The following is a 24,182-nucleotide window of genomic DNA, read 5'->3' as shown; positions in this document are numbered from 1 at the left end:
GATTCGCCAATTGTTGATATGAGCGCCTGGATTCCTCTCTTCGTGCTGCCCAATCTACGGGTCAAGGCCCCCGTGGAGTTGGAGTACCTCGCTCTGGTCGCAACCGATGATCCCCGCTGCGAAGAGATCGCAAAGAGGAATCAAAACTTCTACCCTTTCCTGAATTCGTTCACTGATGCGTTCCAACGCCAAGTCATCCCCAGCGTATTGATCGCCCGCGCTGATGCTCCGCCGTGGGTTATGTCTATGGAGGCCATTGGGAGCTTTCGCGATGCAATATCGATATCTTCGATCGTTCACAACCGGACGAACACGATCATCTACGGACACGCGCGTAACAACCAATATTCGACGTTCTTTGAGTTTTACGCATGGATTTTCAGCAAGGACTTGAACTTGCTAACCACGAATAATCCCGCTCTGGCAGGCTTCGACCGCTTCAACGAATTCAAGGGCCAGTCGATTGCTGGCCTTCCGGTCTCCCACTGGGATTATCTGGAGTACGACGAAGTCCTGCTCAAGGCTTTGCTTGGTGAATGGACCCGACACTACTCCAGCCCCACCCCACGTTGGCGAAGCACGGCACTGTTTCGATCCCTTAACATGGCGCACGCTGCAGCTCAGGTGCCGGGCTATGCCGATCTTACGTCTCAATCGTTGGGGCGCAGCGTCGCACTTTGGGTTAGCGCTTGTGAGATCCTGACACGTCCCCACAATGGAGAAGCCGGCTACAAAGAAGTCTATCGTGTCTTGGAGAATGTCGATTGGCGCACCGAAGACTGCAAGAAACTCGCCTACGACTGTTATGAGGGCCGTACCAAGAAGAAGGTCGATCTGCCGAAGCGGAATATTGCCTGCTGGCTCTACGGAGAGCTTTTTCAAGCACGGAACGATTACTTGCACGGACGACCGATGGCGGACGACCGGTTAGTAATTCAGTCCACCGGCAAGAGCATGTTCATGTACACTCACCCACTTTATCGCCTCTTGCTGACCGGCTTTCTTGGATTGGACCACTATGGGCCATTTGTGCCGAAAGAGCCTGGGGAAAGCCCCTACGACTTTGCCGGGATGCTAAACTTCCGATTTGTGAACCGCCAAGGAGACCATGAGCGGGCTCTGGACCGAATTTTGAGGCCCCGCGACCACCGCGACTAGCTACGTGCCTCTTTATGACGCTGCTGCATTGCTCCGAGCTCCATTGGCCACTCGGTCCTCACGCACATTTGCCCCGCCCCCTGCCCTGTCGCATACTCGCCGCGTCACGACACATCGTTCTTTCGCGGGCGCCAATTAAGTGCACTAAACTAGGCCGTGTACCCATAAACCCGGCGGCGTGATGCGACGAAAAGCAATGTCGGCTTTGCCCCTATAGCGACCCAGTTCGTGTGACAGACGGATTCAATCGCATCCGCAAACGTCGAACTTTTGATCCCGGCTGCTCGTCACCTTGGGTCAGTTCGGCCGCTGCTTCGGGGGCATCGAAGCCAAAGTGGATGACCAAGTGCCATTGGCTTGCTTTCGCCGAAGGTGGTGGAGAAGCTGGGGTATCTGATGGGGCTGGTGCGGGAGCGAGCGTGACTCGTTCGCATCCGTCGCGAAGCGCGAACGCTGCTCGCAGCCACTTCAATTCGTCGTGGTCTTGCCGCCGCGCATGGACACGAGCTTGTCCTCACCTAATCCGAGAATGAGCCAAGCGGTCTCATCGAAACCGTCTGCGAGCTTTCCCTCGTGAGAATACACGATCTGAGCAGCTTCCGACTTCGACGGCGGTCCCAACGCCGTGATTACCTCCTGACGCGACATACCTAAATGCAGCTTGCTGTCGAGGACGACGGGCGAGAATTTTTCCGGGATGATGGCGCAATCGGCCGAGGCCCCGGCGTCTTTCTCGGTGAGCTCTTCAACGATCTCCGTGACGAGATGGTCCGGGCCGCCCATCTCTCCGCTGGACACCACCCATAATCGATGCTGCGCGCGCCGATAACACAGCCAATAGATGCTATCTCCAGCGTCGCCTTGGTGTCGGATGGTCCCTTCGCCGACGGCTTCGCGAACCGCGCCGAGCCGCGTCTCTTCGAAGCGGCCGGCGAATGCGCCTAGCGAAAAGCGGGTCGCCAATCTCTTCACGACTGTCGGCGGCACGCGCTCGAACGCATGTTCGTCGACTGGGGGTGGCGGTGTCTGCGCGGAGCAGTCGTCCGCGGGGATCGCGAAAATGAGAAGGAGCAAGAAGAGCGTCTTTCGACCATCAACTCCGAATTGCCTATATATTTCTCGCCTCAGCAGGTCGCGCCTAGGCGTCGAGAGTGCGGGCATCAGTTTCTGGGTGTCGGACACGTCAGTCACCCCAGCTTCCCTTCATTGATCTTGTGCGCAACCTCGCCAACAGAGCTGCCAACGATGACGGCGGTCACGATTGGCCAAAAACCCGCCACCATGACGATAGCGCCCCAACGCATGTCTTCGCCGGGCCGTCTGTAGCCATCGTTGATGCCGCCGAGGATCAACCAGATCAGGCAGCCAATTGCATATCGCTTGAACCATTTCACGGCGAAATACCTTCTAGATATGGCCATTAGTGACCGTGACATTGAGGATGGTTCATCGGCAGGACCGGGCTTGCTCATTGACGAGAAGCGCTGAATTCCGGTGACGGTGCATTGAACTCATCTGCGTGTCCCGGCTGACGCTAGGGCTTGTCCGTCCATGCTGAGTTGGCTGACCGCACCCACCGTCTCTCCCTCACGCACATTTGCCCCCGCCCCCTGCCCCTCCCCGCACTTTCCTGCTATCTCCTGTCCCCGCCGTTCCGGCCCAAACCAAAACACCTCCGTATCAGGGAGCAACAACCATGCGATACCTCCACACCATGCTGCGCGTGCGCAATCTCGATGTCGCGCTGAAGTTTTACCAGGATGCGCTGGGGCTGAAGGAAGTGCGGCGGATCGAGAACGACAAGGGGCGCTTCACGCTCGTCTTCCTGTGCTCGGCGGACGATCTCGAGGCGCTGAAGAAGCAGCCGCAAACACGTGGCGCGCCGCTGGTCGAGCTCACTTACAATTGGGACGAGGAGAAGTATGGCGAGGATCGCTTCTTCGGCCATCTCGCCTATGAGGTCGACGACATCTACGCAACCTGCGCGCAGCTGATGAAGGCCGGCGTCACCATCAACCGGCCGCCGCGCGACGGCAACATGGCCTTCGTCCGCTCGCCAGACCTGCACTCGATCGAGTTGCTGCAGAAGGGCGAGCCGAAGGCGCCGGCCGAGCCCTGGTCGTCGATGCCGAATACCGGCCACTGGTAGGGCCGCGACGCAGGAACCAGCCCTCGCTACCCGTGTTGTCCCTCCGACATAACGATTGGAGGAGGACGCAATGGGACGAGGACTGTTGCTGTGGATGCTTGGCGTGCCGATCCCGGTGATCATTCTGTTGTGGCTGTTCTTCGGCCACTGATCATCGGGCTCGATTTGCCGGGTTCGATTTGCCAAGCTCAACTTGCCGAGTCTAGCTTGCAATGAAAGCTCCGCCGACGGCGGAGCTTTTTGCATGAGGGGCGCGCCGCAATCGCCGTCGCTCCCGCCAGGGAATTCCGCTATCACGCGCGCCAAAGCGAAACGCGGGAGGACTTCATGCCGGACACCAAGCGGACGATCTGGGGCCGCGCCAACTCGGTCAACGTGCAGAAGGTGCTGTGGTGCCTCGCCGAGCTCGACCTGCCCTATGAGCGCATCGACGCCGGCATGAGCTTTGGCAAGACCCGCGAGCCCGACTATCTCGCGATGAATCCCAACGCGCGAATCCCGACGCTAGTCGAGGGCGACTTCGTGCTGTGGGAGTCGAACTCCATCATGCGCTATCTCTGCCTCGCGCATGGCCGCGGCACGCCGCTCTATCCTGAAGCCGCGAAGCTGCGCACCAGCGTCGACCGCTGGCTCGACTGGACGCTGTCGATGGTGCAGCCGGTCGACCGTCCGGTGTTCTGGGGCATCGTGCGCACGGCCCCCGCCGAGCGCGACATGATCCAGGTGCAGCGGGATGCCGATGCCGCCGCCGAGGTCTGGGCCATCGCCGATCGCCTGCTGTCATCGCGCCGCTTCATGGATGGCGACCAGTTCACGCTCGCCGACATCGCGGTCGGCGCCTATGCGCGGCGCTGGCTCGGCGTCGAGGGTATCACCCGCCCGGCGCAGCCGCATTTGACCCGCTGGCTCGCCGAGCTCGGCAAACGGCCCGGATTTGCACAGTTTGTCGCACCGCCGATGTCGTGAGCCGGCGGCGCGGCGTAAGCTGCGCGGACGGCGCGATGAATCGTCGTCATGGCGCACGCATCAAGCGTCGCGCCGGGACTTGACGACTACTGTGCATGGGGTTGTTTTCGTAGTTTTTGTTTGGGGCGGTGCCTAGCGCCAGCCGCGCTCGACCAGCAGCACGCAGATGATCAGCACCAACGTCACGGCGGCGGTGGCGAGCTTGGCCGTCCAGCTCAGGCCGCGGCCGACCCACAACAGCAGCGCGCAATACATCACGAAGGGGACGATGATGTCGGGCCGCATGAGATCGGGCGGCATCCGGCTTCAGCGCCTGACCGTGGTCTCGACGCTGACCGAGCCGCCGATCTTCACGCAGGTGCCGGTGCTCTCGACCATGACGAAGCGCGGGCCATAGGAGGCGCAGGAGCCGGCCTTCGCCGTGCCCCCCGTCCCCTTCAGCGGCAGCGCCTTGCCGGCCTGCGGCCGCTCGGCAGGCGGAAGGCGCAGGGCCTCGGCGGCGGCCGCGGAGGTGGCCAGCAACGGGATGAGGATGAGGAGCGGCGCGCGCATGCAGCCGTTCTAGCCCGGACCGGCGCCGCGCGCCATCCGGGTCGCCTCGCCCGGGATCAGATGAACTTGACGCCGGCCGATTTGCCGCGGCGCCAGATCACCTGGCAGCTCCGCCCGGTGCGGGCGTCACGCGCGAACGCCATCCGGATCACCCCCGGGAGCTGGCTCGCGTCCTCGTCCATCGTGATCTTCGCGCCGGTATCGGAGATGTCCTGGACCAGGCAATGCCGCGCCGCGAATCCGCCGTCGAGCGTGATCCAGGCGTGCCGCGACAGCGATTTGCGGGCTGCGCGCTTCTTGGGCTGGGGCATGGACAAATTTCTCCGGTTCCAGCGCTAGCTCAGGCCCCCTAAGAAACCGTTGAAATCGCCCCCGAATGTAACGGGGCTGGAGGCTATCCACCGGTGCCAAAAGACCGTTCCCGAACGGCTTGCCCACGGCGCCAAAGGCCACTATACGTTCGCCCGCTGCAGCCGCCGGGCTCGACTCGGGTGGCCGGCGGCCATGCTGTGAAAAGCGGCGGGGCCTTGTGTTTGCTCCCTTCGTCTATCGGTTAGGACGCCACCCTTTCACGGTGGAGAGAGCGGTTCGATTCCGCTAGGGAGCGCCAAATTGACTATAGCAAAAAGTCAACAAAATCCGCTAGTTGAGCGTAGGACTTGACATTTCAGACGTCCTAACCGCATGTAAACGTAGATACATTACGTAGATACATGGGGCGCGGGAATGCCTGATTATCTCACCAAGCGGAACGGCTATTGGCAGTACCACCGCCGCGTCCCGAAAGCTTTTGCCGGTCTCGGTGGCAAGAGCAAGTTCATCGTCATCACGACCAAGATCCCGGTCGCCGAGGACCGCTCCGGCTCGAAAGCCGCAAGGGTGGCTGCCCGGCTCAACGAACAACAGGAGGCACACTGGCGCAGCCTTGCATCCGGTACGCCCGGTAAGCAGCGCTGGCGCGATGCAGTCACCATCGCCCGGTCGATGGGCGTGGACTACCTGACGCCGGACGAAGCAGCACGGCGTGATATCGGCGAACTGCTCACCCGGATCGAGACCTTGAATGTCGGCGACCGCAAGACCGACGTCGCTGTCGTTGACGCTGTGCTCGGTGCCGTCGAGAAGCCGAAGGTGATGCTATCCGACCTGTTCACCGAATATGAGAAAACGCAACAGACGCCGCTTTCGAAGATGAGCCCGGACCAGCGCCGCAAGTGGACCAGCGCGAAGAAGCGCGCGGTCGAAATCCTGATTGAGCAGCGCGGCAACAAGGCGTTGCAGGACCTGACACGCGCCGACGCCGTCGCATATGCGGATTATTGGGAAGGCCGCACGATCGCGGAGGGTATTAGCCCTAACAGTGCCAACAAAAATATTAGCCACATTGGCGGCATGATCAAAGCCGTAAACAAGCGGCTGGCGCTTGGCCTTGATAGTGTTTTCAGTGGTACGAGGATCGATGGCGGCCGGGATGGAAGCCGCGCGCCGTTCACGGTCGACCATATCCGCAAGGTCATCCTCGCGCCTGACGCGCTCGACGGGCTCAATGATGAGGCCCGCGACGTGATCTATGTCGCTATGGAAACCGGCTGCCGGCCGAGCGAGATCGTCAACCTCAGTAAGGGCCGGATAAAGCTGGGCACAGAGATCCCGTATATCCGCGTCGAAGCCGAGGGCAGACTTCTGAAGACAGAGCATAGCGAGCGCGATATCCCCCTTGTAGGAATGGCGCTGGAGGCGATGAAGCGCCACCCGGCAGGCTTCCCGCGCTACCACGACAGGGGATCGACCCTGAGCGCCACGTTGATGAAGCACATGAAGGCGCGCAAGTTGCTGCCAACCGACAGGCACTCAGTGTACAGCTTCCGCCACGCATTCAAGGACCGGCTCAAGGCCGCAGAGTGCCCTGAAGAAATGGTTGACGAGCTGATGGGCCATGCCACCGGCAAGCCGAAATATGGTGACGGCTATGGGCTGCAGCTTAAAGCGAAGTACCTGCAGGCGATCGCGCTGACGGTGGGATAAGTAAAAAGCCCGCCCCAGCTTGCGCCAGAGCGGGCCTCGGCGGCGGTGGAGGCTGGGGGCATCGTCACGCCACCGTTCGGATGTTAGCCCAACACCGCCGCGCCAACCAACACACGATTGCCCGTCCTCGACGCCGGCCGCTTCTTCCGCACCGGGCCGACGCCGTCCTCCAGGTCAACGGCGCCCAGGTGGTTGGCGTGCCACGCTGGCGCGGCTTGGTTGGTGGTGGAGGTCCACCCCAACGACGGCTCGCTATCCTCATGCGGCTCCGCGCCGTCGTGCTCGTCCTCTAGATCCTGACCGCGATTGTAGTTCATGTGGAAGCCGGGGCCGGTTTGTGGCTGGGTCTCGGGGAAACAGCCGCCCGTTGAGAAGCCGAGGGAGGGCTCGGCGTTGGGGTCATCGAGGGTGTCGAGAAGGTCGATTAAGAAATCTATTTGAGCTTCCACGATCTGGCGGGAAATAGGCGTGGGTGTGATAGTTTTGGCGTTAGCCATCAGTCGCTTTCCAATCAGTGGCTGCGGGTCAGATTCGTCGTGGTGTTCGAGCACCACGACGAATCGCTTGCGTCGCAAGCCTGAAAAACGTAATACTGAATTGTGAAAAACGCAATACGTAAATCAATTGGCGGGAAGCGTCCCGGTGCAGGCAGGCCAGCGACGGGCACAGACCCCGCTCGCACCTTCCGCCTGTCCGACGAATTCATGGCACGCCTAGACGAGTGGGCCGCGCAGCGGCCCGACAAGCCATCGAGGTCGGAGGCAATTCGACGACTTGTGGATTTGGGGCTGGGCAAGCCCAAGAGCTAATTGCCACTCCGGTCTCCCGCACGTAATGGTTGTGCGGGGACGGGGGTATTCTGCTGATGGGCGACGATAGTATTGGTCTGTATTTTAGACTTAAGCCGGGGGAAAAAGCGGATCTTGAAGTGGTCGCGACCGCCGCATTGGAATGGCTTGAGTCGGCGCGCGCCGCTGCGGAGGAGATCGAACCGGGCTCTAGAATCAACATCGGATTAGTTGATGCGGACGAAGCCAGTCTGCAGCTTAATACCGTCCTTGAGTGGGTTGAAAGCCAGTTGGAAAGGGTAGACAGGGGTGGCGGTCGTTATCCGCGCCTCAAGAAGCTCGCCGTAGCCCTTGCTATCTTCGTCCCCACTACTGGCGTGTCAACTTACAAACTCTACTTTGGGCCGCAGCACGAAGTTGCGTTGAAAGAAGACGACCGAAAGCTCATCGAAGAGAATAGCCAACTTCTCCATGAATTGATCGAGCGCACGCACAAGAATCCCGACGTTGGCATAAGGCGACAAAAATTCTTCAAAGCGCTGGAACAAGACCCATCCATCGTTGGAGCCGGCGTTTCAGAAGGCCCGAAATATGCACCGCTCATCTTGATACCTAGCGACCAGTTCGCAGAGAAAAGCGGCTTATGGGTGCCTGCCGAAGCGGAGCCAGATGAGAGGACCATCTATCCCATCGTTAACGTGACGCTCATTTCCCCGACCCTATTGCCGAAGCCACGATCCTGGAGATTCCAGCCCGCTGACGGCTTACCGGAATTCAGTGCAAAAATGCGAGATGCTCACTTCTTAGCGGCGCTTGAGTCAGATCACGTGAAGGAACGTCTGCGCACAGGCATTCGCATGACCATTCGACTTCAGGTGAAAGAGGCGCGAGTTGGCGACGTCTGGCTCGTCAAGCCGCGTGGGCGATCTGTAGTTGAAGTGATCGAACCTAAAGTTTGATTATTGATCGGCGCCAGCCACCCAGAACAACGCCACGAGAGCAGTCAGGGAGCAAATAGCTATAATGAACGTTAAACCCGGCGAAAGGTGCCAAAAAGCAAAAAGACACACGAGAGCCGTTAGCGTAATCGCTAGACCGGAAACCCATTGCCGCTTTGACTCCACCCGGTCAACCATTGTGATTTTGCTCATCGCCGTTGTCTCACCATAGCTGATTTTTGTTTACTTTTTGGCCTTTTATTCTCCTTAACCTCCCCGGATTGCACCGGCACGCTGCCGCCGCCACGTCGCCCAATCAATCAGTGGCGGCTCAATCCTCTTGCCAGGCTGATCTTCGGGCCACACGTGCGCGACGCGCTGAGTCACGCCGCTTGCTGTGATCGTTGTCAATCCGGCTCACGGCGCTATCCGCCATGTCGCCAGCCTGGTTCATGTCTGCGGTAAATTGGTCCAGCTTCGCGCCGAGTTGGACGACTAAATCGTTTGCCATTGGTGTCCTGTAAGTGGAGGGGCGCGGTTACATTGCCGAGCTGAGTTGATGCCGTCGCTGCCGCCATGGTGTAAGGTCGATCCAGTCGCGCAACATAACGAGGCTTGACGATTTGATGATCTCGTGAGGTAAATGAACGTTTTCGAGGTCCAAATGATCTGCGAGATTGTTGCTGTCGCGCTCGCCGTCTTGGCTGTCAGGCTACTGCTCGCAAACTACCTGGTACGACGACGAGACGTTTTGCGTCGCGTCCAGCGGCGCTAAGTTTCCACCATGCCTCCGCCAAACAGACGCAGCCTGCCGAACCTACTGGAACTCACACTCGTCAAAAACGAGCTGGTGAAAAGGCAGCGGATCATCGTGAACGCAGCGGCGGGTCCCAGAATGGCCGGCCGACATGGCGTTGTTCTCGGATCTGGCGGAACGCGCCACCGCCTTCGTGTTCTGCTTGACGGATCAAAGCATGAGATAACGCTACACGCGCGTTTTGTGGATGCGCTGAACGAGAACGAGCCATCCGCTTGACCGCTACAGTCTCGCGTCCGCCGCGCGAGCTTACATTGCCGTCGCGCGACGGTGGTTGGGATAAGTGCGCGGCTTGCGCACCACGCGCCACGTTAGACCGCGCCCTCAACACTGCTAGCTCGATCGTATTAAGTTCCGAGCCGCCAGATTTCGATATTGGTTTGACATGAATCTGACGCGATCGGGTGCAGACTGTCGCGCTGCGATGGCGGCGGCCTCGCATTTGAGGTTGAGGGCTCGCTTTCGCCAGCCCCGGCGAGCCCTCCCTCAGTCAGCAAAACTGACCTATTTAGTTTTTTGCGAAGTGTGACTTCGATGACACCGCACGCCGGCTCGGCTGCTGTAGGCTTTGTCTCGCCGGGGCTGGACTCAATATTTCACGTTTTCATTTTAACCCGGCTGGCCGCAGGGGTTCGCCGCTGCGGCCTTTTCGCATTGACGAATGCTTGGCAAACAGACGCGCTGACCAACAAGCCTCACTTCTTACGCTCATCGCCCAAGCTGGCGGCCAGCTTCATTCAATCAGCTGCAAGCCTTAACCAGGCTTCCTTGTCCGGCTGTCTCGCCCTATCAGCCAAACGGCGGCATTCCTCAGCCTCAATTCGATAGCGGTCAGCTTCCTCCTCGCGCATCATTCGACTCCCAGCGAACCAAGCGAGATTGACCGAGCAGGAGATCGGAGGAAACTCGACGATAGGCGATGAGGGGCTAAGGGGCGCGTACTCACAAGTGGCGGACGCGGCAGACGTCCGCTATCCCCTTGACAGCCGGCGCAAACGCTGACGTTGCAGAACTTCCGCGTTGGCCAGAGCGAGACATTCAGATCCTGAACGGCTTTACATTGCATCCTGATCTGCCAGGCTGAATGGTTCATCCGTGTCGAGTGTGCCGCGCGTCCGGAAAAGGTCGCACGGCGCTCCTTGCCCAGTTCGGCTCCTGAAGCCATGCATCCCGGGCGAACCATTCGTGCGCGGTGCCGCAGTTCGCGCAAAAGCTGCGGGCGAAGAACACAGTGCTGCTGCGAAAGCTATCCTGGTCCGCATTGATGCCGGTCGGGATAGCTCGTCCCGTCTCCGGACATTTGATCATTACCATACCCATGCTTGGGTAGCTCCCCTAACTCGCTTGTGTCGCAAGAGCCGCGTTCGACCGTAATAGTCGGCTGGACCGCCACTTTTCGCGGAGACGCTTGGTCCAGCCGGCTTCCCTCAGGGAGACGGAACGTGGACAGCCAGTCTGTCTACAACGTGGTTTGCAGCACCTTCGCGAAGCTCTTCTTGACCGGTTCAGCCGACTCCGTCGCAACTTTCCGCGCGAGTTTCAAAAGCTCTCTGTTCTGGGCTGATGCGACTTCCAAATTTTTGCGGCTCTGCGCGGCCCAAAGGTTGAGGGCCTCGGAAAGCGACCTCGTGTCCATCAAAGTAGTTATGTAATCCAACGCGGAGTTGGTGTTGTCCGTAGAGATTTCGATAATCTTAGCGCCGTAATCTGCGGCGGCTTTGGTGCCGCCGGAGTAGGCCTCACGCACCACCTCGGCGATCTCGCCTGAGGCGGCCTGCAACTTCTGGCAGTGCTCCTTCGCCCGATCGGCGCCCTGCTCGGCGAAACCTCGAAACAGACCCGGGATCGCGAAAAGCGGCATGGCGCTCTCCCCGTTCGCGCTTCCGTCAGTTTTCGATGCGCCGGCATTTCCTTCGACTTTCACGTTGGCATCACTCACTGGACTTGATCCTTTCAGGCGAACCCGCAAATCAACGATGACCGAATTGCCTCCCAGACGCACATGCGGAGATTGCACCCCGCGGACGGTTCCGAGAGTTACTTCCAACTTCCAGGAGATCGGAAATGTGACCACAGGTCACCGCGCCGCCCCTCCCCTGCGGCCGACTATGATGGCGCAAGCTGAAAGCCTCGGTACGATTTCCGACGCTCGGTCTGATTTTTTTTAACAACAACCGAAGCGGGTGCGGCATGAGCATCTTTTTGAGTGCGCTGCAGCACGGAGCCGTGACAGTTCGCGCACCCGGCAACACGCGCTCCAGCGCGCGGCCCGCCCGGATCGAGTTTATCTCGCTGAAAAGATCGACGGCGGCTTGCTTGGAGGCACGATACGATCGAGGCGGGAAGAAATTGCCTCGTAACACTGGCACGTCGTCGCTTCGAGTCGTCGTCTGTCAACTTCGACAACGCCTCGCCGAGTCGATCGGATAGCGCCGGCGTCCTTTAGTTTAGCAGCGACCAGCGTCACCGTAGGACGGCGTACGCCGAGTAATTCAGCCATGGCCTCCTGCGTCAGCAGAATCGCATCGTCCCCGGTTTGGTCGCGCAGACGCAGCAGCCACAAGGCCATGCGCTGCTCCACAGGATGCAGCGCATTGCAGGCGGCAATGTGCTGGAGTTGCGCTACAAGCGAACGGGTAAACGTCTGCACCATCTTCCCGATCGAGCTACTCCGCTGAAGCGCAGCGTTAAAGGGCATGGGCGAGATTTGCCAGGCATTTCCGGCTAAACGCACGACAGCGGTCGTCGGAGATGGAACAGGTCCTAGAGACACCAGCATCCCGGAGGCGCCCTCGTTACCAAAAACTGCGGTCGCCGCCGCTTGTCCATTCGGCATCTCGATGATGGAAGCGATCAAGCCACTCGTCGAAAAAAAATTTGCTCCGCCAGACTGCCGGAATGAAGCAGGATTGTGTCCCGTTCTAACCCCACCAGACGCAGATGGGGCCTCAGCAGCTCAAAGTCGGAACGCGGCAAGGCGTCGAGCAGTCGATTGCCAGTGGGGACATGGTCCATTTCGGAGAACCCCAGATATCACCCGTGCACTGCAGCAATCGACCCAGCACCGGGCTCAAGCATCGTGCAAAAACTCCGCCAGTCCGCCTTGAGTTCCTGCGCTTAACTCAGATCATGCGGTGAATGACGGCCCGCATGCCAAGCGCGCCGTAGAAATACGGTAAGGGCGTTATATTCCTATTTGCGAGCGCTCGGCGGCTCTTCGGAGCCGCCGAGCTTTCACTTGCTCCTAAGAGGCAGGCGAGCCTCCACCAGAGCGCCGGACTCACCTAAGGGATTCTGTAGCCGCCATCGAACCCGACCCGGCTCGGAGAATCAGTCATGGCAACGTGAGTTAGGCTCTTGAGCGTCTTGCTTTTTGTCATCTGCGTCGAGCGGACTTAGGGACGCCGGGATTTAAGGACCGACCGAAGAAGGGCCAAGTTGATGTCTCAGTTGGATCATGAGCGGTAATGCTCTAACCCTGTGTGACGCTTCCGTACGGCCGTCAGAAGCGGACAACCACACTGCTACAAGTGCGCAGCGAGGCGGCCAGGTACGCTGGGCTCAGCGCGATGAAGTCCGACGAACTGACGGCCGATGGTTGAGCTGCTGCCGGTTTGATGGACACCCGGTTAAGCTAATCCCACCTTGCGCTCGAACTCAACCGGGCTGAGATAGCCGATGGTCGAGTGCCTGCGGGTCGTGTTGTAAAATCGTTCGATGTAGTCGAACACATCGGCGCGTGCCTCATCTCTGGTTCGATAAATCTTGTTGGCCGTACGCTCGGTCTTGAGCGAGGAGAAGAAGCTCTCCATCGCCGCGTTGTCCCAGACGTTGCCGGAGCGGCTCATGCTGCAAACGATGCCGTGGTCGGCCATCAGGCGCTGGAACTGCTCGCTGGTGTACTGGCTGCCCTGGTCGGAGTGATGCAACAGCGCATCCGGCTTGCCGCGCCGCCAGACGGCCATCAACAATGCGTCCGTCACGAGCTGTGCCGTCATGGCGGCACTCATCGACCAGCCCACCACGCGGCGTGAGAACAGGTCGATCACCGCTGCGACATAGAGCCAGCCTTCGGCCGTCCAGGGATAGGTGAAGTCGGCGATCCACTTCTGGTTCGGCCGCTCGGCGGCGAACTGCCGGTCAAGGAGGTTCGCCGGTACGGTCTCGAGCTGTCGATCGCCGCTGTCCTTCGGCAAGCGCCGACGTCGCGGCCGCGCCCGCAAGCCTTGCAGGCGCATCAGCCGCTCAATCCGGTGCAGGCCGCAATCCGCCCCATCGGCGAGCAGGTCACGCCACACCCGGCGTGCGCCATAGGTGCGGTCGCTGGCGGCGAAGCTGGCCTTGACCTTGCCGCCGAGCTCCTCGTCGCTGCGGGATCTGGCGCTGGGAGAGCGGTTCAGCCAGGCATGGAAGCCCGACCGCGACACTCCCAGCGCATCGCATAGCCATGCCACCGGCCAGATCGTCCGGTGCTTCGCGACGAAGGCGAACTTCATGTCCCTTCCTTCGCGAAGTAGGCTGCGGCCTTCCTAAGAAACAGCCGGATTGGCGTCCGCCGGAATAGCCTGCAAAACGAAGCCCAGCGATTTGGCCCGGCGCTGAAGGTTGGCAAGAACGCGGCTGCGATATTGTTGCTCATATTGTTCGGCACCTGGATCCCTGTAGCTCATGCCGTGCCGGAGGGTGTTGTAAAATAGAACCGCAATCTTGCGGGCGGTCGCTGTCACCGCCTTTGACTTACCCGCACGTAAGGACAGGCGGCGATAGAATGCTCCGAGCGCCGTATCGCTTCGCCCCACCGTGGTGGCCGCCAACCGCAACAGTGCGGCGGCCCGGCTGGAAGATCTCCGGGTGCGCGAAGACAGCACTTTGCCGCCGGAGATTTTGTTGCCCGGTGCAAGGCAGAGCCAGGACGTGAAGTGCTTGGCGCTCGGCCATGCCCTCAAATCCGTGCCGCACTCGCCGATAAGCTTCAATGCGAGCGACGGACCCAGGCCGTGGATTTCAGTCAGATCGACGCCGAGCACGCCGTACAGCGCGGTCCTGACGTCAAAGGTGGGCGTGTTGATCTGTTTGGTCTTGATGCGCGGCTTGGATAGCTTTCCGACCGGCTTTGCCCCTTTATTTCCTAGCGCGGCGATCAGGACTTCGAGCTTACGGTCACAGTCCAGCATCTTCTCCTGGTAGACGTCGTAGAGTTCTAGCGATTGGCTCAGAGCGAAGACATGTTCGTGCCGGTCGTTGCCTACCAGTGCCGCGCGAATGGTCTCGGTGGATGAATGGCATCGCACGTCCCGATAGGTTGCCAAAACATCAGGATTGCGCTCGCCTGCAACAATGGCCCGGATAATCCGCATGCCAGTGGCGCCCATGATGTCCGAGACGACATGATGGAGCTGCAGGTTCATCTCCATCAAGGCCTTTTGCATATGCTGGATATGGGCGGCGGCATACTCCACAAGCCGCTCGCGCTGCCGCAAATAGGCCCGCAGGGTTGCAATCTCGGCATCGGGTCGGAAGCTGCCTCGTAGCAGTCCATAGGAATGAAGCTGGCGTAACCACGCGGCATCGCTGACGTCGGTCTTGCGTCCGGGCACGTTCTTGGCGTACCGGGCGTTGACCAGAATAACCTCAAATCCACGCTGCTCCAGGATTTCATAGGCTGGGATCCAATAGACCCCGGTGGATTCCATCGCGACACTGGTCACGCCGCACGCGCTAAACCAATCCGCCAGATCATGGAGATCTTGTGTAAATGTGCCGAACGCGCGCACGGGAATGTCAGTGCAGTCCGGGTTCACCGCAGCCATGTGCATCTTTGATCCGATGTCGATGGCGGCCGCGCTGACGTTGACTGGCTTCAATTCCGGCCGGTCACCGGTCGTCCTCTGGGGCATCGCAAATCCTCCATTCAATCATGAGCGGAAGGGTCTGGGTTATGCCAATCGTCATCTTCCTAATCGGGATCGCAGCCGAAGCGGCGTCACCACTCTCAAGTCCGCATGCACCCATGGACCACGTTTTTTAACGGGGACAGTGCCTCCAATAAGCTGACGGCCGCTACCCTCCCCGCCGCAGAGGATAACACAGTGCTGTTTCTACCCCGCACAGGCGCGCAACGGCCCTGGACAGTTTTTTAGGATATCCCGCTCGGCCTTCAGCTTGGCGACCTCACGGCGCAGCCGCTCGATCTCCTGCTGCTCCGGCTTCATCTGCCCGTGGCCGGGAAAGGCTTGCGCCGAGTCGGAGCCCAACTCCTTCACCCATTTGCGCAGTACGTTCTCATGAACATCCAGGTCACGGCCGGCTTGCGCCACCGACACCCCACGTTCCCGCACCAGCTTGACCGCCTCGACCTTGAACTCGCGGCTGAACTTCCGTCTTTTCATCGCCACCTCCGGCTTCATGAAACACCTAATCTTGGTGTCCATCAAACCGGCAGCAGCTCCGAAAGCTTATGAATACCCGTTTCATACTGCACCCCTGATTCGCGTGGTGGCGCGCCACGAAGATAAGTCACAGGTCAATGGGCTGCGTCTGCTGGCCGCGAACGACAAGTTCGATATCGAATTTTACGATGAGTCGGTGCAGACCGCGATCGACAGCCAGAACGCTTCTTACATCAAATCGATAATTCGCGAAAAAATCGCGCGGACGTCCGTTACCGTCTGTATGGTGAGCGCGCTCACGTACTCAAGTGCATGGGTCGACTGGGAGTTGGAGACGAGCTTCGCCAAGGGCAACAAGTTAATCTTCATGGGACTCAAGGACGGCCCGGAGACCATTCGGCTGCCGGCTTTGGCAAAGCAGCTGGGCCTTCCGTGGTATCTGTGGGATCATGATCATCTGGCGAGACTGATCGAGGCAAAATGATAGCGTCCACCGACGACGAGCCGAATTCCGGTTATCTGCGACTCGAGCAGCAAATCGAGTGGTATGACTCGAAGTCTGGGACTGCGCAGCGCTGGTTTAAGCGAGTAAAGCTGTGTGAATTTGTCCTGAGCGGCCTGGTTCCTATCACAGCCTTGCTGGCCAATGGCTGGGTGACCGCAACGATAGGAGCCGGTCAGTGCTGCTCGAAGGCCTACAGCAACTGAACCAATGGCAGCACAACTGGATCACGTATCGCTCAACATGCGAGGCACTTCGCCACGAAAAATATTCTTTCATTGCGAGGTCCGGATCTTACGACGGAATGAACGACATCGAAGCTCACAAAGCTCTTGTTGAACGGGTTGAGTCTTTGGTCTCAACAGAGCACGCGAAATGGATAACTCGGCAGGAGTACGACCCTAAGAAGGTACCTCAGCAACAGACGGGGTAATTCTCAAAACCGATGCAAAGCTACCGAGTAGAACGAGGAAACAACATGGAGTTACGGCTTACCGACCTTAAGTGTCTTACTGCCGGTAAACATCCCTTCCGAGACGGAACTATTACGCTCCGTTCTCAACATATCGAAATGTTAAAGGAAGACCCAAACACCATCTTCAACGTAATCCGATCGCAGCCTATCGCAGGCAAGATTCGCTATGTGATCGGTACGGCAAAAGCATAATTGCGGTTCGCGGTGCTTGCGCCCTACTGTCGCGCTCGCATCGTGCAACTCGCGGTTGGCAGCTATGTCTGCGGCCGCGCCAGGCCACCCGCGTTACCAATCGCCGCCCGCCGCCTGCCACGCGGACCAATCTATCGGCCCCGGCTCAATCCTCTTGCCGGGCTGATCTTCAGGCCACACGTACGCAACGCGCTGCGTCACGCCGCTTGCTGCGACCGTTGTCAATATCGCGTGGCCGCCTACAACGTGGCGTCCATCGAAGCGTTTACGACGCTGGATTTCCATGCAGTGCAGCAGATAAGATTCGGGATCTATGTTCTCCACGTCGGTAATCAGGTCAAAGCCCGCCTTTTGAAAGTCCTGGCGCGATGGCGGCGGCCTGATTCATGTCGCTTTGGAATTGGTCCAGCTTAGCGCCGAGCTGGACGACGAGATTTGATGATTCGGATGGCGATCTGGCTTATCCGGCCACTTGAAACTAGCGTCCGCATTTACCCTACTGCTCAAGCTTAATTTCAGGCTTCGATTGCGCCATTCGGCGGCCCGGTTACGCTGTCATACCGGACGAGTTGCCCTGTCCGGGTTCAGCATGGCGGAGTCGGCGCGCCATCATACTCGGCGCGTCGCCTTTGTTTTTCCCAAGGGAGATCAGCGGTGTGGCCCTACGGAATCGCGGCGCTATGCGTTGCGCTCGCGATCGTCGGAGCGTTCGCACTCATTTTTCTCAGCTTCGATTTTCCGGACGAGCCTAAGGCCTGAGTTTAGCAGTGAGACGCGCCTACGAGCCGTATCGCAAGGCTATAGGCCGTTTCCGCCCTGAACCTCAAAACCGCCGCTCGACTCGCTGATGCTAGCCTTGATGCCTCCTGCGCGACGGTCGCGAGTTGGCGCTTTAGATTGATTGGAAGCTAGTCGATTTGGCGCTTGAAATCGTCGTTGGGCATTCGTCTCCAAAGGATGGTCTAACGTAGATTTCGTCGCGCAACACAACGAGGCTTGACGATTTGATGATCTCGTGAGGTAAATGAACGTTTCGAGGTCCAAATGATCTGCGAGATTGTTGCTACCGCTCGCCGTCTTGGCTGTCAGGCTGCTGATCGCAAACTACCTGGTACGACGACGAGACGTTTTCGTCGCGTCCGGCGGCGCTAAGTTTCCACCGTGCTTCCGTCAAACAGACGTAACCTACCGAACCTACTGGACCTCACACTCGTCAAAAACGAGCTGGTGAAAGGGCAGCGGATCATCGTGACCTCCGCGGCGGGTCCCAGAATGGCCGGGCGACAGGGCGTTGTTCTCGGATCTGGCGGAACGCGCCACCGCGTTCGCGTTTTGCTTGACGGGTCTAAGAACGAAATGACCCTACACGCCCGTTTTGTAGATGTGCTGAACCAGAACGAGCCATCCGCTTGACCACTAAGGTCTCGCGTCCGCCGCGCGCGGTTAAATCCGAGGTCGCGCTCTGGTCTGGAGAAGATGCGCACGGGGTTGCGCACTGCGTGCCATGTGTTAGACCGCGCCCTCAACATTGAAGGAGCGCCGAGTTGGCCAAGAAGACAAAGAAGATTGCTCGCCGCGAGTGGACCGCTGCGGACATCAAGGAATTGAAGGCGCACTCGAAAGCACGGACGCCTGTCTCAAAGTTTGCCAAGATGACCAAGCGGACAGAGGGCGCGCTACGTCAGAAAGCCTTGGTGTTGGGAATTGGGCTAGGACATCAGCGGTAATTGGACGGCTGTTTGAGGCTCGGAACAGGAACCGTAACGAGCAGCCTTATTAGCTCTCCTCGTGATAGGTCAGTTAGGAACCATCGCTGTGGCGGCCGGTTGCGAGCAGACCGCAACGGGAGCGCAAACATGAAGCTTTCAAGAATCGTATTGGCCGCCGCGTTCATCCTCGGATCACTTTCTGCGGCATCAGCGCAGGGCGGTGGCGGGGCGAGTGGTGGACCTTCCTCAAACGCTGGCGCGCCAGGCGCCGCAAGTTCGCCGCCCGCCCCGTCAACTAAGAGCACAAACACGACGAGAACGAATTCAGAAACGACTCCCACTACTCCGGCTGGCGGAGTGAACAGCGGCTCGCATCATAGCGGATGCGGAACGTCCGCAGGCTCAACTAAATCCGCCACCGGCACCTCACCGAGCACGGGCTGCTAAATCGGAGCCTCAGTCAGTTGAGCTGACGTACACTGGAATTTTTCCCAAGTGTGATTTCGACAACATTGCGCAGCGGCGCCGTCGCTGTACGCTTTATCTCGCCGGGGCTGAACTCCATATTTCACGTTTTCATTTTAACCCCGCCGGCCGCAGTGAAACCGCTTCGGCCTTTTCGCGTCACAAATGCTGGGCGAACAGAACCAAACAACAAGCTCATCCCCTACCCTCCACTTGCATGCTAGCGCCTTCGGCTAGGCTCAGCCAATCCGCCGCCAGGCTCAGCCAGGCTTCCTTGTCCGGCTGTCTCATTGCTCTATCGGCCAAACGGCGGCGTTCTTCAGCTTCGGTTCGATCTCGGTCGGCTTCTTCCTCGCTCATCATTCCAATCCCAGCGAACCAACCGAGGCGATTGCCGACAAGGAAATCGGAAGAAATTCGACGATAGGCCTCGCGGGCTAAGGGACGCGCACTCATAAACCCGTGCAGATGCGGCGAGCGGAGCGTCATTCAGCCACATTGCGGCAGATCCGTAGCCAAGCATCATTCGAAGCTCGCTATTTCAACTTAAAGAAGCAGCCAAAGCTGAGCCGCACCGGCAATTGGCGCCTCGGTTGTTTGGCCAAATTCTAGATGAGCTACTTGAGACCTCCGGCGTCGATCAATTACCGGCCTTCAACGATTTCGCGGTGTCCAGGTGCTTTTGCAACGTGTCTATCTGGCCGGAAGCTATTCTCCGGCAGCATCCTTACTTTTAGATGCCTTCTTGTATTCTGCGACATCTTTTTGATGGTCTGCGACCATGTGAGTCGCGAACATCTTATCGAAGCCCGCGCCGGACATTTTTGACATCTTGTCATGTCCGGCTTTTTGCTTCGCATTCGGTCCGCTTGGTGGGTTCATTCCCAGTCCCTGGGCAGCATCTAAAGCCTTCTGATTGGCGGCAGCATGGTCTGTGGAAAGCATTCTGCCATAAGACTTGACGGCATCGCTTTGACCGTTCTGCTGCGCCAGCTCTCCCATGCTCACTTCAGCGAAATTGCCCTCGATTGCCTTCTTGAGGAACGTTTCGCTTTGCTTATCTTTCGCAGATGCGTTGGCAATTGAGATCGCCAGCAAGGCTGCTGTCCCGAGCGACAAAAGCATTCTGTTCAAGGCGCGCTCCTGTGAGTTGTTTTGTCGATGAACACGCAATAGTCGAACAGGTTCCAATTGAAGCATATCCGGCCTCGTTGAAAGGGGTCAGTGGTTCGCAAAGATCGTCGGCTTGGCCTGCTTAAATTCGTTGCCGAATGACTCTGCCATGGCCTCCTTGTGCCATAGCGGATTGGCGGTTTCATTTAGGGTGTGACTCATAAACAGACGCGGCGATGAGGCTTACGAGGTCCGCTTTGTCCCTAATAGCGGCCTAGTAGCGGATCTTATCAAAGGTCCGAGTTGGGACATAATCGGACCTTTGCTTGTTTACTCAATGACCTTATCGGCGACGAGCGTAGGAGGTACAGAAAGCCCCAGCCGCTTGGCTGTCTTGAGGTTGAGGGACAACTCGAATTTGGTTACCTGGTAGATCGGGATGTCGCCGGGCTTTGCTCCTCGGAGAATTGCGTCGATGTTATTGGCGACACGCTTAAACAATTCGATCAGATCGAAGGAATAGGCCATTAAGCCCCCGGCCTCGACGGATTCGGCAAACGCGAAAATTGCCGGAAGCTTCGCGTCGCCGAGCAGCTTGGCGATCAAAGTGCCGTTTTGAAAGACTTGAGGCGACTCGAGGACCATGACCGCATCTGCTCCGTCGCGGGAGATGCTCTCAACCGCCGCCCGATAGCCTGCTTCGCTGGTACCGATTTCTAGCAAAGACACCGAGAGAGGGAGGCCTGCCGTTTCGGCCGCGGTGCGGAAAGCGCCTGCGTTCGGCTGATCCCATTGCGATCGAAGTGCGAGACAGCCAAGTTTCGACATCGTCGGAACCATCTCGCGCAATAGTGCGATCCGTTTTCCATAAATGGATGGACCGGCGTCGACGGTCACTCCCGTGAAATTGCCGCCCGGGTGAGCCAGACTTTCGGCGAGCCCTTGCATAATGGGGTCGCCAGTGATCCCTACGATCGGAATGCGCGACGTCAGCTTTTTGAAGATGACCGCGTAAAGGGCAACGACGAAGATGACATCCGGGTTGCTCCGAACGATTTCCGTCGCCATGGCTTCGGGATCGAACGTGTTCTGCTCTCGGCCGTAACTTTCGACCTTGAGGTTTTGTCCCTCGATCCACCCCAACCGCCGAAGCTCGGCGAAGAAGGAACCTCGAGAAAATCTACTGTCGCTATGCTCGTGCAAGTGCGCGCTTAGGTGGGCCGGACTGAAGATAGCAAGACGCTTGCTGTTGGTGCTCGGCTGTGTCGCCGCAGCGAGCGGCCATGCCACCGCACCACACATGACACTGAGAAAAGCCCGCCTCCTCATGGCCGCACCGGCGAAAAGAAAGATGATCGTCTGGCGCAAGTTTAGCACCCCCGGAGATCGGCCCGGATGCTTAATTATGCGACCAAATGCCCGCTATGGGTCAAAAACGTCGGACTAGCGCTCGGCTGCAAACTTCCGGTCTACCCCTCTGAACCGACATGTAGCGGCACCGCTTTAACGGCAGCGAAGGGCCGATATTGTTGCAAAAGTCTTTATGGCGTGGCGAACGAAAATTCTGAGAGCCGCCGATGCGCTTTGCGCGCGGACCATACCGATTCATCCAAACTCGATCACGGACCTTCCTAGTGGCGCTGAAAAGCGACGCAACGGCAGAGAGGTCCAAAGACCAATTTAGGAGCGATTTTCCGGGTCGCTCGATTTTCGCCTTCTGCAACAATATCGGCCATTCAGCGACATATCGGCACGCCCCATTATCCGCAGCATCGGTCAGCGCGACTGTCATTCTAGCCAATGAGCAACGAACAGTTAGGCGGCAGCCGTCATAGCGAGTTTGGCTGTCCTCTGTGATCCGGTGTACGGTGTGCCGTGGATCGGATTTGCGGGCCATGGTGCAAGAGCAGCCAGTCCGAGTCGAGCGTAGATTGTCGGCAATATTGGCCGCCGACGTGGTTGGCTACTCGCGGCTAATGCACGACAACAAAGAGGTTACTCATACCAAACTTACAACGCTCCTGACGGAAGCTGTTCATCCCGCGATTGCGGAGCATCGTGGCCGCATCGTGAAGAACACTGGCGATGGGATCTTGGCAGAATTTCCGAGCGCGGTTGAAGCAGTCCGAGCGGCAGTACGCTTCCAAATCCGAGTTGAGGAACTTACAATTGGAGACGCGGAAGACAGTCGCATTGCCTTCCGGGTAGGCGTCAACATCGGTGACGTAATCATCGAGGCTCATGACATATTCGGCGATGGAGTAAACATCGCGGCGCGACTTGAGACGATCGCAGAGCCCGGCGGCATCTGCATCTCGTTGTCTGCGTATGATCACGTCCGAGGCAAAGTTGGCGTCGAGTTCGCCGACATGGGTGAGCAGAGCCTTAAAAACATTGCCCGCCCGGTCCGGGCCTTTGCCGTGGTCTGGGAAGAGCAAAGCCCCGCGACCCAGGGTGCGCTCGCAAAGTCGGACACGGCTTCGGCGCCTCATCTATCCATAGTAGTGCTTCCTTTCACCAACCTCAGCGGTGATCGAGAGCAAGAGTACTTCGTGGATGGAGTCACCGAGACCCTCACTACAGACTTATCGCGCATCAGTGGCGCGTTTGTGATTGCGCGCAACACCGCGTTCACGTTAAAGGGCAAAGCCCTGGATGTAAGGAAGCTGAGACGTGAGCTGAACGTCCGTTATGTGCTCGAAGGTTCTGTGCAGCGAAGCGGTAACCGCCTCCGCGTGAACGTACAGTTGGTTGACGCCGATACGGGCAACCACCTCTGGGCCGAACGCTTTGACAAGCCTGTTGCCGACCTTTTTGACATGCAGGATGAAATAGTATCGAGGCTCGCCAACGCGCTCGATGCCGAACTCATTACCGCCGAGGCACGGCGAGCGGAGTGTTCACTGCGTCCCGACGCGATGGACTTGGTGTTCCAAGGCAGCAGCTGGTTCAACAGGGGGCAGACCCCCGGTTGCCTGACACGCGCGCGCAGTTTTTTCGAAAAGGCCCTTGTGCTCGATCCCGAAAATATTGAGGCGATGGTCGGCTTGGCGCGGGTCGATACCTCACTAGGGGCTTCCTTTATAGCCGATGACTATTCAGCGCGGCTTGCTGCGGCGGAGACAACCATAATGAGGGTACTATCCGTCGCACCAAACCACGCTTTGGCTCACTTGACTTTGGGCTACACGCAAATATTTACGAAACGCGCAGCCCAAGGCATCGCGGAATGCGAGCAGGCTTTAGCGCTGGATCGCAATTTAGCCCGCGCTCATGCTCTCATTGGTTTTGCCAAGTTCTTCCTTGGTCGAGGCGCAGAGACCGAAACTCACATAAACGAGGCATTCCGCCTTTCTCCTCGCGACACCAATGCCGCTCGTTGGATGGCGCATGTCGGCTTTGCCAAGGCGCAACTCGGTGCCGATGACGAGGCAGTTGTCTGGATGCGTCGGGGCCTCGACGCAAACCCAAACCATTCGTTCGCGCATTTCCCTCTCGGAGCAGTGCTTGCGTGGGTTGGCGAACTAGACCAGGCGCGCGACACCGTACGAGCGGGACTTGCGCTTGATCCAAGCTTCACCATCAGTCGGTTTCGCGCTCACCTACCGAGCGACAATCCTATTTTTCTTGCTGTCCACGAACGCCTCGTTGAGGGCATGCGTTTGGCCGGGGTGCCGGAAGGATAGCGTTCGTCATGTTAGACCCCAATGGGCGTCATCTTCGTCCGAAATGGGTCAATCGTGCCAGTCTGCCCCTGTTCGGGACTTCCGGTCTACCCCCCGGCTTCGGACATGTCGTGGCACTGCGCCAACTGACGCGATGGGCCACAAGCCGACATCGGCCTGATTGGTAAGCGCGATTTTCTCCGCACGGTGACGCCCGCGCTTTTGACGGATGGCCTTCGTATCGAGGGCGGCATCTGACCCGTTCAGGCAGCGGCGGTT

The 24,182-nt window shown here is 58.8% G+C and carries 22 protein-coding genes, 1 tRNA gene and 2 pseudogenes; 12 read left to right on the top strand and 13 right to left on the bottom strand.

Annotated elements, in window-relative coordinates; genetic code table 11:
* Positions 1-18: 18 nt before the first annotated feature.
* Positions 19-1,158, top strand: a complete 1,140-nt coding sequence (locus tag ABIB95_RS17050; protein ID WP_354240758.1) for a hypothetical protein — start codon at positions 19-21, stop codon at positions 1,156-1,158.
* Between the two features lie 468 nt (positions 1,159-1,626).
* On the opposite strand, the gene ABIB95_RS17045 is transcribed toward ABIB95_RS17050, so the two are convergent.
* Positions 1,627-2,349 (bottom strand): hypothetical protein, encoded by a 723-nt coding sequence (locus ABIB95_RS17045; protein ID WP_354240756.1) that lies wholly within the window; start codon positions 2,347-2,349, stop codon positions 1,627-1,629.
* Entirely contained in the window at positions 2,346-2,552 is a 207-nt protein-coding gene (locus tag ABIB95_RS17040) for a hypothetical protein (RefSeq protein WP_028151003.1), read from the bottom strand. The genes ABIB95_RS17045 and ABIB95_RS17040 overlap by 4 nt, the downstream gene beginning before the upstream one ends.
* Positions 2,553-2,854: 302 nt before the next feature.
* On the opposite strand from ABIB95_RS17040, the gene ABIB95_RS17035 reads away from it, so the two are divergent.
* Positions 2,855-3,307 carry a VOC family protein gene (locus ABIB95_RS17035; protein ID WP_014495478.1) on the top strand — a complete coding sequence of 151 codons (453 nt, stop codon included), beginning with the start codon at positions 2,855-2,857 and terminating at the stop codon, positions 3,305-3,307.
* A gap of 327 nt (positions 3,308-3,634) precedes the next feature.
* Positions 3,635-4,273, top strand: a complete 639-nt coding sequence (locus ABIB95_RS17030) for a glutathione S-transferase family protein (protein WP_135213549.1) — start codon at positions 3,635-3,637, stop codon at positions 4,271-4,273.
* A gap of 132 nt (positions 4,274-4,405) precedes the next feature.
* Here the strand turns inward: ABIB95_RS17030 and ABIB95_RS17025 are convergent, their stop codons facing one another.
* From ABIB95_RS17025 to ABIB95_RS17015, 3 genes are read right to left on the bottom strand one after another with little or no spacing between them, the layout of a single operon-like run.
* Positions 4,406-4,573 carry a hypothetical protein gene (locus tag ABIB95_RS17025; protein WP_014495480.1) on the bottom strand — a complete coding sequence of 56 codons (168 nt, stop codon included), beginning with the start codon at positions 4,571-4,573 and terminating at the stop codon, positions 4,406-4,408.
* Positions 4,574-4,579: 6 nt separating this feature from the next.
* Positions 4,580-4,825: a hypothetical protein gene (locus tag ABIB95_RS17020; protein WP_354240754.1), complete on the bottom strand. Its 246-nt coding sequence runs from the start codon at positions 4,823-4,825 to the stop codon at positions 4,580-4,582.
* Between the two features lie 56 nt (positions 4,826-4,881).
* Positions 4,882-5,136, bottom strand: a complete 255-nt coding sequence (locus ABIB95_RS17015; protein ID WP_354240752.1) for a PilZ domain-containing protein — start codon at positions 5,134-5,136, stop codon at positions 4,882-4,884.
* A 224-nt stretch (positions 5,137-5,360) separates the two neighbouring features.
* Between ABIB95_RS17015 and ABIB95_RS17010 the strand changes: the two genes are divergently transcribed.
* Positions 5,361-5,435, top strand: a tRNA-Glu gene (locus tag ABIB95_RS17010).
* A gap of 116 nt (positions 5,436-5,551) precedes the next feature.
* Positions 5,552-6,850, top strand: a complete 1,299-nt coding sequence (locus tag ABIB95_RS17005; protein ID WP_354240750.1) for a tyrosine-type recombinase/integrase — start codon at positions 5,552-5,554, stop codon at positions 6,848-6,850.
* Positions 6,851-6,933: 83 nt separating this feature from the next.
* On the opposite strand, the gene ABIB95_RS17000 is transcribed toward ABIB95_RS17005, so the two are convergent.
* Positions 6,934-7,347 carry a hypothetical protein gene (locus ABIB95_RS17000; RefSeq protein ID WP_354240748.1) on the bottom strand — a complete coding sequence of 138 codons (414 nt, stop codon included), beginning with the start codon at positions 7,345-7,347 and terminating at the stop codon, positions 6,934-6,936.
* 102 nt (positions 7,348-7,449) lie between these two features.
* Here ABIB95_RS17000 and ABIB95_RS16995 point away from each other — a divergent pair, with 102 nt between their 5' ends.
* Together ABIB95_RS16995 and ABIB95_RS16990 are read left to right on the top strand one after the other, a co-directional pair.
* The gene (locus tag ABIB95_RS16995) at positions 7,450-7,659 is read left to right on the top strand and encodes a ribbon-helix-helix protein, CopG family (protein ID WP_354240746.1); all 210 of its coding nucleotides are present in this window, start codon (positions 7,450-7,452) and stop codon (positions 7,657-7,659) included.
* A 56-nt stretch (positions 7,660-7,715) separates the two neighbouring features.
* Positions 7,716-8,597, top strand: coding sequence for a hypothetical protein (locus ABIB95_RS16990; protein WP_354240744.1), 882 nt, complete (start codon positions 7,716-7,718; stop codon positions 8,595-8,597).
* Positions 8,598-10,852: 2,255 nt separating this feature from the next.
* On the opposite strand, the gene ABIB95_RS16985 is transcribed toward ABIB95_RS16990, so the two are convergent.
* From ABIB95_RS16985 to ABIB95_RS16965, 5 genes and pseudogenes are all read right to left on the bottom strand, one after another.
* A complete protein-coding gene (locus ABIB95_RS16985) occupies positions 10,853-11,332 on the bottom strand; it encodes a phasin (protein WP_354240742.1) in 480 nt (159 codons plus the stop codon).
* Positions 11,333-11,677: 345 nt separating this feature from the next.
* Entirely contained in the window at positions 11,678-12,250 is a 573-nt protein-coding gene (locus ABIB95_RS16980; protein WP_354240740.1) for a Crp/Fnr family transcriptional regulator, read from the bottom strand.
* Between the two features lie 772 nt (positions 12,251-13,022).
* Positions 13,023-13,922, bottom strand: a pseudogene (locus tag ABIB95_RS16975) (IS3 family transposase); the annotation flags it as partial.
* The gene (locus ABIB95_RS16970; RefSeq protein ID WP_354240738.1) at positions 13,923-15,290 is read right to left on the bottom strand and encodes an IS110 family RNA-guided transposase; all 1,368 of its coding nucleotides are present in this window, start codon (positions 15,288-15,290) and stop codon (positions 13,923-13,925) included.
* 216 nt (positions 15,291-15,506) lie between these two features.
* A pseudogene (locus ABIB95_RS16965) lies at positions 15,507-15,782 on the bottom strand (transposase); the annotation flags it as partial.
* Between the two features lie 34 nt (positions 15,783-15,816).
* Here ABIB95_RS16965 and ABIB95_RS16960 point away from each other — a divergent pair.
* From ABIB95_RS16960 to ABIB95_RS16945, 4 genes are all read left to right on the top strand, one after another.
* On the top strand, positions 15,817-16,266 hold the full coding sequence (locus tag ABIB95_RS16960) for a TIR domain-containing protein (protein WP_354241152.1): 450 nt from the start codon (positions 15,817-15,819) through the stop codon (positions 16,264-16,266).
* Complete coding sequence (locus tag ABIB95_RS16955) at positions 16,263-16,490, top strand: SLATT domain-containing protein (RefSeq protein WP_354240736.1); 228 nt, start codon at positions 16,263-16,265, stop codon at positions 16,488-16,490. Before ABIB95_RS16960 ends, ABIB95_RS16955 begins: the two co-directional genes overlap by 4 nt.
* On the top strand, positions 16,463-16,717 hold the full coding sequence (locus ABIB95_RS16950; RefSeq protein WP_354240734.1) for a DUF4231 domain-containing protein: 255 nt from the start codon (positions 16,463-16,465) through the stop codon (positions 16,715-16,717). Before ABIB95_RS16955 ends, ABIB95_RS16950 begins: the two co-directional genes overlap by 28 nt.
* 1,778 nt (positions 16,718-18,495) lie before the next feature.
* Positions 18,496-18,678, top strand: coding sequence for a hypothetical protein (locus ABIB95_RS16945; RefSeq protein ID WP_354240733.1), 183 nt, complete (start codon positions 18,496-18,498; stop codon positions 18,676-18,678).
* A 1,155-nt stretch (positions 18,679-19,833) separates the two neighbouring features.
* Here ABIB95_RS16945 and ABIB95_RS16940 read toward each other — a convergent pair.
* Positions 19,834-20,250 carry a DUF4142 domain-containing protein gene (locus ABIB95_RS16940; RefSeq protein WP_354241150.1) on the bottom strand — a complete coding sequence of 139 codons (417 nt, stop codon included), beginning with the start codon at positions 20,248-20,250 and terminating at the stop codon, positions 19,834-19,836.
* 318 nt (positions 20,251-20,568) lie between these two features.
* Positions 20,569-21,606 (bottom strand): ABC transporter substrate-binding protein, encoded by a 1,038-nt coding sequence (locus tag ABIB95_RS16935; protein WP_354240731.1) that lies wholly within the window; start codon positions 21,604-21,606, stop codon positions 20,569-20,571.
* Between the two features lie 527 nt (positions 21,607-22,133).
* On the opposite strand from ABIB95_RS16935, the gene ABIB95_RS16930 reads away from it, so the two are divergent.
* A complete protein-coding gene (locus ABIB95_RS16930; RefSeq protein ID WP_354240729.1) occupies positions 22,134-23,924 on the top strand; it encodes an adenylate/guanylate cyclase domain-containing protein in 1,791 nt (596 codons plus the stop codon).
* The last annotated feature ends 258 nt before the right edge of the window (positions 23,925-24,182 follow it).

Source organism: Bradyrhizobium sp. LA2.1 (assembly GCF_040547725.1).
In the GTDB taxonomy this organism is placed as follows: Bacteria; Pseudomonadota; Alphaproteobacteria; order Rhizobiales; family Xanthobacteraceae; genus Bradyrhizobium; species Bradyrhizobium barranii.
The sequence above is the reverse complement of the archived record's forward strand: the minus strand, read 5'-3'. Positions and strand labels throughout refer to the sequence as shown.